The sequence below is a fragment of the Phocaeicola acetigenes genome (assembly GCF_027529745.1).
Lineage (GTDB): Bacteria > Bacteroidota > Bacteroidia > Bacteroidales > Bacteroidaceae > Phocaeicola > Phocaeicola acetigenes.
In genome coordinates this window covers 580,904-594,520 of sequence record NZ_JAPZVM010000001.1, presented here as the reverse complement: position 1 = coordinate 594,520, position 13,617 = coordinate 580,904, and the positions used below count along the sequence as shown (strand labels likewise).

Genomic DNA, 13,617 nt, shown 5'->3' with positions numbered 1-13,617 from the left:
ATTCAGCGTCGCCGGCTGTAGAATCAACGTCGGTGTTTGTGCATACAACGACGTCGGTTGAAGCTTTTTCCTGTTATCGTAGTCAATTGGCAATAATAGAAATAGCCCCAACTTTTTCAAGTTGAGGCTACTCCAAATGCCTTACGGAAGGCTATAAATAACGTGAGTTCGAAATAAGGATAAATATATTTCATTGACAATTAGAAGCATAGCGGTAAAAGTATTAAATTTATAGTACCAAATTATTAAGTACATGACAAAAATTTGAATGCATCGAATTGGGGTGTATATATCGATCGGAAAAGCGCGTTTGAGATTTCCTCAAGACCATATTTGACCAACGACTTAGCTCTTCATCCATGCTTCAGAATTTTTATCAGTTTATTTTTATAGGTCGCTACTTCATCTTCAGGTCGGTTGAAACAGATCAGGATCTGAAGTTTTGGTATCCTGTCAGAGTCCTTGATTCGACTTCCGGAGAGATAGACATACTGCCTTTTATGCAAAAAGAGCTTGTAGTAGAATTTCTCCTGTCCGACTTTGAGGGAATTGAAGAGCCACCACACTCTGATTCTTTCTCCTATGGAGGGTTTGACAACCCAAATATCCTGCCGAATACAGATATAGTATCGAATCCTGTTGTTGTTAAGCCAGCCAATCCACTCTTTGCTGATAAACTCTCGGTCGGCCACAAGGCAGTCGATGCAGTCATGTCCAAAAAGTCGGATGAATCGTTCCATGATAGCCTTGCGTTCCTCCCAATTGGAATTGCCTCGTTTGTCCAAAAGGCTGAATAGTAATGGAAAGGCAATGCCTTTGTAGGTGAAGCCGAGGGTGAGTATATTGATATTGAACTCTTCGGGCTTCCAGTTGGTACGGTCCATACTCAGAACCAAACCATCCTTAACAGGAAGCAATGTGAAGAGTATCCTTGTTACCAGGTCAAGGTCTAAGGCATAGTTGGCGATGAATCACTGAATGCGGCACAGATTGGAATCACGCTCAACCGACGTAGGCATTGCCGAAGCCGGTTTGTGAAGGCTTACAGCCTGCACCACACAAAGTGCGTGGAGCATATAAGCCATAAGCTTAATGCGGGCTAGATTCATCGAATTTCCAAAATACTCTTGCATAATCGGGAGGGTTTGGTTAACTTTGACTAAGTCCTTGGAATCAGTAGTCTTCATAGAAAAAGCGGTGAATTTTTCTTTAAAGTTACTGATTTTAAAGGATTTTTTTGCAAATATAATCTATTGATAATTAGATGATTAATAGTAGAGCTTTTTGTCATCTACTAAAAATAATTTTAAATCAAAAAGTTATTAATGAAAATATTAGGTTTAACTGTTTGTTTGTGGTTGTTTCATGTGCTTCCTATGATTTCTCAAGTATTGGTCAAAGGTAATGTGAAGAGTGAAAACAAACAAGAAGTAATTTATGCTTCCATTCAGCTATTACATCCCGATTCTTCCTTTGTACAAGGAACCATAACGGATAGTATAGGTAACTATTGCCTGCAAAATGTATGTTCGGGTGATTATCTACTTTTTGTAAGTTCTATGGGATATATACCGCAATGGCATATTTTTAGTATAGGAAGCCAAGATAAGAAATTACCTTTGCTTACGCTGAAAAAGGATAATATATTATTGGATGAAGTAGTAGTAAAAGCTTCTTCTTTTGTTCGTCAAAAAGATCGGGTATTAATTATCCCAACTGAACAACAAGTAAAACACGCCTCTACAGGATATGATCTTTTGTATAATCTGATGATTCCGGGAATGTCTGTCAATACACAAAAAGGTTCGGTAAATACATTGTTGGGAGAAGCTACCCTTTATATAAATGGGCAAAAAGCTGACTACAAAGAAATACATGCTCTTCGTCCTAAAGATATTGAAAAAATAGAATATTTTGAAATGCCTACGGGGAAGTATGCAGGTGATAAAGCCTCGGTCAACTATATATTGAAAAAGAAAAATACGGGTGGTTATGTTGCATTAGATGGGATGCAAACTATCGGGTATTGGGGAGGCGACTACAATGCCAATCTAAAGGTTATGCACAAAAATACCAGCTATACGCTATTTGCCGGTCATTCCATGGAACGTAATGGTGGGATACGAACAGATAAAAAAGAAACTTTTTACTTCCCGGAGCAGGAAATAAGCCGTACAACTCATGTAGATGATGCAGAGTTGAATAAGAACAAACAATATGCACAACTGAATATTAATGACAGCAATGATAAACGGACATTAGCTGGAAAAATTTCCTTCGTCCATCAAAGCATGCCTGACAATTATAGTAAAAGTGTCATTGAATATGATAGTGCTCCAGTTAATGATATTAGTGCAAAAACTGAAACAACCCAGACTACCCTAATGCCAAGTTTGAATTTATATGGAAGTTTTAAATTGGGACAGACGCAGTTTTTTAATGTTGATTTAACGGCTACTTATACAAACAATAAGTATATACGAAAGTACACGGAAAGAAACTACTTTTCTCATACGAAAGTGGACGAAAGTTTATACAATATTGCATTTTCAACAGATTATAATATCCAATTAAAACACAACAACTTTTTCGGATTAAACTTCAGCCATTTACATTCTATTTCTTCTGCCACATATAAAGAAGGTTTTAATGAATGGAGTCATTTATGGACAACTGAGACTTTATTAATGGGACAATACAATCAAAGCATCGGAAAAATGTATATGAGTTTGCAGCTTGGAGGTGATTTATTGCAATATTGTTTGCATAGAAATGAAGCAAAACGTTACCTGTCTCCCCATGCTAATATCTTATTGAACTATCAGATAAATTCCGAAAACTCTATATTGTATGGATTGAATACAGGAAATTCCAATCCACCTATGGAATGGATAAATAATGTGAATCAAGAATTGGATTCATTGTCTGTTAAACGAGGAAATCCGCATCTGGAAAAGACCAATTATTATAATAGTTATTTGGTTTATAACCACCAGAAAGGAAAAATCAGTCTACAAGTGGCAGGTCTTTATTTTGGAGCTATAAACAGTATTTTCAGTGATTACTATATAGAAAATGATAAACTGGTGAATACATTCTGTACTGGAGGAAATTTTCATCAATTAAAAGGCTCATTTGCTGTTACTTACAAGATAATTCCTAGTTTACATATTAAACTGCTAGGATTTTATCGTTATAATGAAATTACGGGAAAGGTAAAGCAACATAAAAACGAATGGGGAGGAAGCATGGATATAAACTATTACTGGAAAAATTTTGCATTTAATATACACGGAAAATCTACGGGAAAAACATTAGATAATTATCCCGCTTTCATAGATACCCCTGCAACTTACGGTGCATTTGTGCGTTGGAATCATAAAAATTGGATGGCAGAAGCCGGTACGGACAATACATTTAGCAAACACAACCGAACTAAAATGTATATGGATATGGGGGTATATCGTTTTCATAACAGCTCTTATAGTGAAACGTATCAAAAAACAGGTTATATCAAAGTGGCTTATACATTCGACTTTGGAAAGAACACTTCTAAAGAACAGCGTAATATTAACACTACAATAAACAGTGCAATATTGAAAGCTGAATAATATGAATCTACATAAAATTAAGAATAGATATGAAAAAACAAAATCTGCCTGCTGATCGCCAGTCTCTTCGTTGTGAGTGCCTACTCTGCCAATCATAAAGTAACCGGAAGTATAAAAGACATAGCACAGAACTCCATACCGGTAGCCACCATACAATACTGGCTCCAGACTCCTCTTTTGTCAAAGGAAGCGTGACGGATGAGAAGGGAGGATTTTGTCTGGATAACATAAAGGAGGGAAAATACATTCTTTCTGTCAACTGCATCGGATATATCAGCCGTTTTCTTGACTTTGAAATGCCCGACAGGGATTATGAACTGCCAACGGTCATATTAAAAGAAAACAATGTAACACTAGATGGAGTCACCATAACAGGTAGTTCATTTATTCAGAAAAAAGACTGTTTACTGATTATACCCAGTAAACTACAATCAAAATATGCATATAATGGATATGATTTATTGTATAACTTAATGATTCCGGGGGTAGTCGTAAATCGCAAGGAAGGAGCTGTAATAACTTCTCGGGGTTCTGCTACACTATATATAAATGGGGTAAAAGCTGATTTCCACAAAATACAGAATTTACGGCCGAAAGATATTGACAAGGAATTTGCGTTATAACAGAAAAAATATATGATTGAAGACAAGAATACCAAGCATCGAAACAAACTAAACCGCATGAGCGATGCTGAAGTTATAGTGATTCTTATCCTGTTTCATTCCGGTGGTTTTCGTTGTTTCAAGCATTATTACAAGGAGTATATCTGCAAACATCTGAAATACCTGTTTCCGTGTCAGGTGTCCTACAACCGTTTTGTGGAACTGGAAAAGGAAGTACTGCTTCTCCCATTTTCATCAAGAAAGTCCTGTTAGGGACCTGTACCGGTATCGGCTTTGTTGATTCCACTCCTTTACGTGTTTGCCGTAATCAGAGGATATTGATTCATAAGACATTCCAGACACCGTTCCTTCAACAATTTCATTGCTAACTCTTTGTTGGCTATTGCAGCATACTGTTTCTTTGAAAAGAAACCCGCCATTGATGTTAGTTTTATCAATGACGGGCAACTTACTATCTTTTGATTTTATATCGAACTCACGTTAAATAGGGTTTAAATTATTCCCATTCGATTGTTGCAGGTGGTTTTGAAGAGATATCGTAGCAAACGCGGTTTACGCCTTTTACTTTGTTGATGATATCGTTCGAAACCTTTGCCATGAATTCGTAAGGCAAGTGTGCCCAGTCGGCAGTCATGGCATCAGTACTTGTTACGGCACGCAATGCTACGGCACGTTCGTAAGTACGTTCATCGCCCATTACACCTACACTCTGTACCGGAAGCAGGATTACTCCAGCCTGCCATACCTGATCGTACAAGCCCCAGTCGCGTAAACCCTGGATGAAGATGTCGTCTGCGTCTTGCAGGATACGTACTTTTTCCGGAGTGATATCTCCTAAAATACGTACAGCCAATCCCGGACCTGGGAACGGATGACGGGTAATAAGATGTTCCGGCATACCTAATTCACGTCCTACACGACGTACTTCGTCTTTAAACAAAAGACGGAGAGGTTCGCAAAGCTTCAGGTTCATCTTTTCCGGCAGACCACCTACGTTATGGTGACTCTTAATTACTGTACCGGTAATAGACAAAGATTCGATGCAGTCTGGGTAGATAGTACCCTGTGCCAGCCATTTTACATCTTTAATCTTATGTGCTTCTTCATCGAATACATCAATGAATCCTTTGCCGATAATCTTACGTTTACGTTCCGGTTCTGTTACACCAGCCAGTTCTGAGAAGAATTTTTTGCTGGCGTCTACACCGATTACGTTCAATCCCAGACATTCGTAATCATGCAATACATTCTTGAATTCGTTTTTACGCAACATTCCGTGGTCGACAAAGATACATGTCAGGTTCTTGCCGATAGCCTTGTTCAGCAATACGGCTGCTACTGAAGAGTCTACACCTCCACTCAAACCTAAAACAACTTTATCATTGCCTAATTGTGCTTTCAATTCAGCTACAGTTGTTTCAATGAATGAAGCAGCGCTCCAGTCTTGTTTACCGCCGCAAATGTCTACTACGAAGTTTTTCAAAAGTAATGTTCCGTCTTCGCTGTGGAATACTTCCGGATGGAACTGTACTCCCCACAGTTTTTCTCCTTTAGCCTGATAAGCAGCTACTGCAACCTTGTCTGTTGATGCGATAATTTCAAAGTTTTCCGGTATTGCAGTGATGGTGTCACCGTGGCTCATCCAAACTTGAGAGTTTTCACGAATGCCTTTCAGTAACGGATTGTCGTGTTTGAAAGTAGCCAGATGTGCACGTCCGTATTCACGTGTATTAGCCGGTTCAACGTTTCCGCCATTGGTGTAAGCCATAAATTGCGCGCCATAGCAGATGCCTAAAATAGGGTACTTGCCGCGAATGTCTGTCAAGTCTACCTTAAAAGCTTTCTCGTCGTATACGGAGAAAGGGCTTCCGGAAAGAATGACACCAATTACAGAAGGGTCATTGTGTGGAAACTTGTTGTAGGGAACAATCTCGCAATACATGTTCAGTTCGCGAACACGACGCCCGATAAGCTGTGTGGTCTGCGACCCGAAATCAAGAATAATGATTTTTTCCTGCATATTGTTTTACGTATATGTGTATAATGTATTCTATGCTACAAAGGTACTTAGAATTTTTCAGATTTGCTATATGCTTGAAGTAAAAAACGAATGAGTCGGGAGAAAGCTTCTTGTAGTAGAGAAAAAAACAAGGATGAAGAAAAAAAAGTACACTTTTAATTTTGTAGTGTTTATTTAATTACTAATTTTGAGCACATGTAAAAATAACATTTTTTATAGAATAATTAACTATAACCTTAATATACAACTATGAGTTATTTACGATTCGATAAGACGCTGATGACAAATTTGGAAGAGTCTTTACCGCGTGAGATTCTTCGTACAAACCGGTCTGGAGCGTATCATTGTTCTACTATTGTAGATTGTAATACTCGCAAATATCATGGGTTGCTTGTGATTCCAATTCCTGAATTGGATGATGAGAACCATGTGTTGCTTTCTTCTTTGGATGAGACTGTTATTCAGCATGGAGCTGAATTCAATCTTGGGTTACACAAATATCATGGTGATAATTATAGTCCGCGCGGTCATAAGTACATCCGTGAGTTTGAGTGCGACAAGGTGCCTACTACTATTTATAGGGTAGGTGGGGTTGTATTGAAAAAAGAAATTATTTTCGTACACCATGAAAATCGAATTCTGATCCGGTATACTTTGATGGAAGCACATTCAAAGACAACTCTTCGTTTCCGTCCTTACTTGGCATTCCGTAGTGTACGTCAGTATACTCATGAAAATGATAAGGTGAACCGTCAGTATGAGGCCGTTGAAAACGGAATAAAGACATGTATGTATGCCGGATATCCGGATTTGTATATGCAGTTCAGTAAGTCGAATACATTCTGTTTTACTCCCGATTGGTATAGAGGAATCGAATATCCGAAAGAACAGGAACGTGGCTATGATTTCAATGAAGATCTTTATGTTCCGGGCTATTTTGAAATGGATATTGAAAAAGGGGAATCCATTGTCTTTTCAGGAGCTGTGTCTCCGATTGATCCTGCAGAACTGAACGGACTTTTTGCTTCTGAGGTGGATAGACGAATTCCGAGAGACAATTTCAAGAATTGTTTGATTAATGCCGCTCATCAGTTCCTGAATAAACAGCACGGAGAGTCATATGTTTTGGCTGGTTATCCTTGGTTCAAATGTCGTGCTCGCGATATGTTTATTGCATTGCCGGGATTGATGTTGGCTATTAATGAAGTAGAAAAGTTTGAGACTGTAATGGACACTGCAGTCAAGGCCATTTATGCTTTCATGAAAGGCGAGCAGACTGACTTGAAAGTATATGAAATGGAACATCCGGATGTTTTATTGTGGGCTGTATGGACTATTCAGCAATATGATAAAATGGTATCCCATGATGCCGCCAAGGCCAGATATGGTGCATTACTGAAAGACATCATGACGTTCTTGCTCGATGGTAAGCATCCTAATATGACGGTGTGTGAGAATGGCCTGATTTATTCTGACGGAAAGGAAAAAGCAATTACTTGGATGAACTCTTCTGTTAACGGTCATCCGGTAATTCCTCGTACAGGATATATTGTAGAATTTAATGCATTGTGGTACAATGCACTGAAATATGTGGCAGCACTTTTGGGAGAAAATAATGAAAATGAGTTTACCGTTCGTCTGGAACAGTTGGCAACACGTGTAGCTCATTCATTTATAGATACTTTCCTGAATGAATATGGTTATCTGCTCGATTATGTCGATGGAACAATGATGGACTGGAGTGTTCGTCCGAATATGATATTTACAGCAGCGTTCGATTATTCTCCTTTGGATGCGAAACAAAAGAAAGCTGTGGTAGATATTGTGACTAAGGAACTTCTTACTCCTAAAGGACTTCGTTCGTTGAGCCCGAAGAGTGGAGGATATAATCCAAACTATGTAGGTCCTCAGTTGCAGCGTGATTATGCATATCATCAGGGTACAGCATGGCCTTGGCTTGAAGGATTCTACCTGGAGGCTTATTTGCGCATCTATAAGCGTAGTGCGATCTCCTTCGTGGAACGTCAATTGATCAGCTATGAAGATGAAATGACTCGCCATTGCATTGGCTCTATTCCTGAATTGTTTGATGGAAACCCACCGTTTAAAGGACGAGGAGCTGTATCATTTGCTATGAATGTGGCTGAGATTTTGCGTACATTGAATTTATTGGAAAAGTATGATAACTAATAAAAAGGGGGAGAGAGTATGAAAGTTTTAATGTTTGGTTGGGAATTTCCTCCTCATATTTTAGGAGGTTTGGGTACAGCCAGTTACGGTTTGACAAAAGGTATGTCGCAACAACCCGACATGGATATTACGTTTTGTATACCGAAACCTTGGGGCGATGAGGACCAAAGCTTCTTGAAAATTATAGGAATGAATAGTGTGCCTATTGTATGGCGTGATGTACAGTGGGACTATGTCAATAGCAGAGTAGGTAGTTATATGGATCCGCAGTTGTATTATGATATGCGTGATCATATATATGCCGATTTCAACTACATGCATACTAATGATTTGGGATGTATGGAGTTCTCTGGCCGATATCCGGATAATCTTCATGAGGAGATAAACAATTATTCTATTGTGGCAGGTGTTGTTGCCCGTCAGCAGGAATTTGATATCATTCATTCGCACGACTGGTTGACTTATCCGGCAGGTATCCATGCAAAACAGATTTCCGGAAAACCGTTGGTTATCCATGTGCATGCAACCGATTTTGACCGTAGTCGCGGTAATGTAAATCCTACTGTTTATTCAATAGAGAAGAATGGTATGGATCATGCAGATTGTATCATGTGTGTGAGTGAGTTGACACGTCAGACTGTGATTCATAAATATTATCAGGATCCTCGCAAGTGCTTTACTGTACACAATGCAGTATCACCTTTGTCGCAGGAAATACAGGATATTGTTCCAAAAAGAAACCCGAAAGAGAAGATTGTTACATTCTTGGGACGTATTACCATGCAGAAAGGACCGGAATATTTCGTAGAAGCAGCAGCGCTTGTATTGAAGCGTAGCCGTAATATCCGTTTCGTAATGGCAGGTAGTGGTGATATGATGAATGCGATGATCAGACTGGCTGCAGAAAGAGGTATTGCAGATCGTTTCCATTTCCCGGGATTTATGAAAGGTAAGCAGGTATATGAAGTGTTGAAGGCTAGTGATGTATATATTATGCCTTCTGTTTCTGAACCTTTTGGTATATCTCCGTTGGAAGCCATGCAGTGTAGTGTACCTACTATCATATCTAAACAATCGGGTTGTGCTGAAATCCTTGAGAAATGTATTAAAACAGATTATTGGGATATTCATGCTATGGCCGATGCTATTCACTCTATTTGTACCAATCCGGCGTTGTACGAATATTTGCGTGACGAAGGAAAGAAAGAGGTAGATGGAATCGTTTGGGAAAAAGTAGGTCTGAAAGTCCGTAACCTGTATGAGCAGGTCTTGAAAAACTATGGTAAATAATAAAAATCTGAATCATTATGAAAACAATCTGTCTTTACTTTGAAATACATCAAATCATACATCTGAAACGTTATCGTTTCTTCGAAATAGGTACCGATCATTATTATTATGATGATTATGCCAATGAACAGGGAATTAATGAAGTAGCTGAACGTTCTTATATTCCGGCGTTGAAAACGCTGATTGAAATGGCCAAGGAAAATGGCGGAGCGTTTAAGGTTGCTTTGTCTATTTCTGGAGTTGCCTTGGAACAGTTGGAAATTCATGCTCCGGCAGTAATTGAACTGTTGCATGAACTGAATAATACAGGATGTTGTGAATTCTTGTGTGAACCTTATTCTCACGGTCTTTCTTCATTGGCAAATGAAGATTGTTTCCGCGAAGAAGTAGGACGTATGCGTCGTAAGATTAAAGATTATTTCGGAAAAGAACCGAAGGTATTCCGTAACTCCAGTTTGATTTATACCAACGAAATTGGTGGTATAGTAGCTGACATGGGATTTAAGGGTATGTTGGTAGAAGGCGCAAAACATGTGTTGGGATGGAAGAGTCCGCACTATCTGTATCATTGTGCTGAAAATCCGAATCTGAAACTTTTGATGCGTGATTTTAAATTATCGGACGATATTAGTTTACGTTTTTCTAATACTGAATGGAATGAATATCCGCTGTTTGCCGATAAGTATATTGGATGGATTGCTTCTATGCCTGAAAATGAGCAGGTAATCAATCTGTTTATGGAACTCTCAGCTTTGGGTATGGCTCAGCCGCTGTCTTCTAACATCCTGGAGTTCTTGAAGGCATTGCCTGTATGTGCAAAACAGAAAGGTATAACTTTCTCTACTCCGAGCGAAATTGTATCGAAACTGAAATCTGTAGACATGGTGGATGTTCCTTATCCGATGTCTTGGACAGACGAAGAAAGAGATATCAGCCCATGGTTGGGTAACGTAATGCAGCGTGAGGCTTTCAATAAATTGTATGGTGTAGCTGAACGTGTTTATTTGTGTAATGACCGTCGAATCAAGCAGGATTGGGATTATCTGCAGGCTAGTAACAACTTCCGTTTCATGACTACAAAGGATACAGGAGTGGGCTTGAATCGTGGAATTTATGATTCTCCTTATGATGCATTTACAAACTATATGAATATATTGGGCGACTTTATAGCTCGCGTAAATGCATTGTATCCTGTTGATATGGATAATGAAGAGTTGGGCTCATTGCTGACAACAATCAAGAATCAGGGTGAAGAACTGACGCAGTTGACAGAAGAGGTGACTAAACTTCAGGCTGCCTTGAAGAAGGCTGAAGCTGCTGCAGGAAAGAAGGAAACAGCTGCAAAGAAAGCTGCTTCTACAAAAGCTGCGGGAGAAAAGGCTACTGCAACTAAAAAAGCATCTGCTAAGAAAACCGCAAAATAAGGAATAAAAACCTATCTAGAAAGATAAAAGCTTGTGTTGAAGGGAAAGATTCTGTTGTTTAGAATCTTTCCCTTTATGTTTAAAAGCGATAAGTGGTTTCTTTTATCTGATGAAATAATTGATAGAAATAAAAAAGGCTACTCGTTTGTGAGTAGCCTTTTTATTTTTGTAATATGTAGTTTAATGAAGTTTAGGACGCGTATAAATAATATTCATCTTAATATCTTCTGTATCCCCTGTTCCTCTTACGAGTCGTGCAGAACTTACACTTAAATCATGTTCTACACCAATGATATTGTTCTGAGAATCTAAACTGATATTAACTGGTATCAGCAATACTTTATGTTGCTCTTCCAGTTCTTCCCAGTTATTGGTGTTTTTATCTGGCTTGATTTCGCTGAATATCCGGCTGATGAGTCGGTTCAACTTAGTGAATGAATAAGAGTTGGTTTTGCTGTCATAAGAAGCAATAAAAGAACTCTTGTTGTCAATCGTTTTGTTTTGCTCGAAGAAATCGATCATTTCAGACTCCTGTATCAGCATCAGATAAGATGGAGTTCCCATTTTATATTTACTTTCACTTTCGTTCTTGTATTTCGGAAGTGAAATAGATACGGCATTTAATGTATCCTGATAATGTTCGCTTTCGAAGATTTTCTGCAAGGGTAAAGTCATTTCCGTACACAAGCCAGCAGGAGTTTTCAGATAAGTACCCTTTTCATCTTGCATTTGACTGTCGAAATTCGCATTGTGGAAGTTAGTTGACATAAAGACTTCCTTTGATGCAGCAAATGGAATATAAGTGGTAGCCAAAGAATCTTTATCTCCGGCACTGTTCTTAATCCAATATTTAGCCTGCATACGCAACCATATATCTTCTATATATACAATAGAGCCATCACCATTGGTTATTTCAGCATAAAATCCGGGGAAGACGTGATTAATGAATGTTTGTGCATCCTTAAAGTAATCTTCACCACCTTCTCTTTGCTGTTCTTTGGCTGCTTCAGACAATCTGTTTACAAAGTCTTCGTTTACCCGTACAGAGATGCTTGGATAGTAATCGCTGGTATTGTGTATAGAATCGCTTACCGTTTTGTCGTAGGCAGAATAATCTTTTAAACCCAAAGGTTCGCTTTTATAAGTCCAGTCGTTGCTATTGCTGAAGTCGTAGTCTGTATAATACCACTCTTTATGTGTACCGTCGTCTTCGAAAGGAGTTTCAAGCTCTTTTACCTTTACACGAAGTGAAGCCAATGAGTCTCCAAAATAATTGTTGTAATAAAACTCCAGTGTTACAGAGTCTATTTTTTCCAGTCGTTCTGGAAACTTATAACCTTCCGGACAATTGATTTGCGCCAGAAATCCTGCTTTCAGTTCACCAAATTCTTTGTCTGTAAATTTACCCAAATAAGCAGTGCTGGAACGTGAATAGACACGGTCGAGTGTACGTGTAGCCGTTTTTACCGGATAGGTTTCTGCAAATGCTTCTATCTGGTCTCCATCGGCTACAAACTGACCTATTCCGGTAGTTTGGTCATCACAACTATAGAGGGCAGCAGCCAATCCCATGGCTGCCAAGAACTTCACTTTCATGGTTTAATTTTTTACATTAATTTTTATTCGGCATCTTCTGTTACTTTGTCGTACAATGCATCGCATGCATCTGCAAATGCAGTTTCGTCAGCTTCGTAACCGATGACTGGAATATTCAGACTCTTTGCATAGTCTATGATATTCTGGTTGACGTGTTCACTGTTTTGTACTACTCCATCAGAATAAGCGACGGCTAATTTACATAATTCTTCGTAATTAACGGGAGAATTAATCATTTTAACATCTTCAGGAGTAATGCCTTTTAATAATAATTGTTCGGTAAAGTTGGGTGCTAAATTAGATTTGAATCCATCACTATACACCGAAAATACAACTTTTGAGTCTCTGAATGAAGGTTCGTCACAGTATGCTTTCTTTATATACAATGGAACCATAGCACTCATCCATCCGTGACAGTGAATTACATCCGGACACCAGCGCAGTTTTTTTACTGTTTCAAGAACGCCTCTGGCATAGAATATGGCGCGTTCGCCATTGTCTTCATATTCATTGCCATCTTCGTCGGTAGTCATCAATCGGTGCTGGAAATAATCATCATTGTCAATGAAATAAACCTGTCGGCGAGCAGCTTGGATAGAAGCTACTTTGATGATCAACGGATGGTCTGTTTCATCAATGATCAGATTCATCCCTGACAAACGAATCACTTCATGTAATTGATTTCTGCGTTCATTTACATAGCCCCACTTAGGCATAAATGTTCGGATTTCACGGCCTTTGTCTTGAATGGCCTGTGGCAGGTTTTGACCTATTAACGATAATTCACTTTCGGGTACGTAAGGAGTAATTTCTTGTGTGATGAATAATACTTTTTTCGCGCTCATTGTTTTATTGTTGCTCAT

8 protein-coding genes and 2 pseudogenes are annotated in these 13,617 nt (G+C 38.8%); 6 read left to right on the top strand and 4 right to left on the bottom strand.

The annotated features are described in order from the left end of the window. Nucleotides 1-245 precede the first annotated feature (245 nt). Nucleotides 246-1,187, bottom strand: a pseudogene (locus O6P32_RS02580) (IS4 family transposase). A gap of 138 nt (nt 1,188-1,325) precedes the next feature. Here O6P32_RS02580 and O6P32_RS02575 point away from each other — a divergent pair. The 3 genes and pseudogenes from O6P32_RS02575 to O6P32_RS13630 form a co-directional block, all read left to right on the top strand. After that, nucleotides 1,326-3,611 (top strand): carboxypeptidase-like regulatory domain-containing protein, encoded by a 2,286-nt coding sequence (locus tag O6P32_RS02575; protein ID WP_269876595.1) that lies wholly within the window; start codon nt 1,326-1,328, stop codon nt 3,609-3,611. Between the two features lie 191 nt (nt 3,612-3,802). Continuing rightward, a complete protein-coding gene (locus O6P32_RS02570; protein ID WP_269876594.1) occupies nt 3,803-4,234 on the top strand; it encodes a peptidase associated/transthyretin-like domain-containing protein in 432 nt (143 codons plus the stop codon). After that, nucleotides 4,235-4,696: pseudogene (locus O6P32_RS13630) on the top strand (hypothetical protein); the annotation flags it as partial. A 34-nt stretch (nt 4,697-4,730) separates the two neighbouring features. Here the strand turns inward: O6P32_RS13630 and guaA are convergent. After that, on the bottom strand, nt 4,731-6,254 hold the full coding sequence (guaA, locus tag O6P32_RS02555) for a glutamine-hydrolyzing GMP synthase (RefSeq protein ID WP_269876592.1): 1,524 nt from the start codon (nt 6,252-6,254) through the stop codon (nt 4,731-4,733). Nucleotides 6,255-6,503: 249 nt separating this feature from the next. Between guaA and O6P32_RS02550 the strand changes: the two genes are divergently transcribed. From O6P32_RS02550 to O6P32_RS02540, 3 genes are read left to right on the top strand one after another with little or no spacing between them, the layout of a single operon-like run. Next, nucleotides 6,504-8,444 (top strand): glycogen debranching enzyme N-terminal domain-containing protein, encoded by a 1,941-nt coding sequence (locus O6P32_RS02550; RefSeq protein ID WP_269876591.1) that lies wholly within the window; start codon nt 6,504-6,506, stop codon nt 8,442-8,444. A gap of 18 nt (nt 8,445-8,462) precedes the next feature. After that, nucleotides 8,463-9,734: a glycosyltransferase family 4 protein gene (locus O6P32_RS02545; RefSeq protein WP_269876590.1), complete on the top strand. Its 1,272-nt coding sequence runs from the start codon at nt 8,463-8,465 to the stop codon at nt 9,732-9,734. A gap of 17 nt (nt 9,735-9,751) precedes the next feature. After that, entirely contained in the window at nt 9,752-11,158 is a 1,407-nt protein-coding gene (locus O6P32_RS02540) for a glycoside hydrolase family 57 protein (protein ID WP_269876589.1), read from the top strand. 180 nt (nt 11,159-11,338) lie between these two features. Here the strand turns inward: O6P32_RS02540 and O6P32_RS02535 are convergent, their stop codons facing one another. Together O6P32_RS02535 and O6P32_RS02530 are read right to left on the bottom strand one after the other, a co-directional pair. After that, entirely contained in the window at nt 11,339-12,754 is a 1,416-nt protein-coding gene (locus O6P32_RS02535) for a DUF4270 domain-containing protein (RefSeq protein ID WP_178267429.1), read from the bottom strand. A 23-nt stretch (nt 12,755-12,777) separates the two neighbouring features. After that, nucleotides 12,778-13,599 (bottom strand): glycogen/starch synthase, encoded by an 822-nt coding sequence (locus O6P32_RS02530; protein WP_269876587.1) that lies wholly within the window; start codon nt 13,597-13,599, stop codon nt 12,778-12,780. Nucleotides 13,600-13,617: the final 18 nt, after the last annotated feature.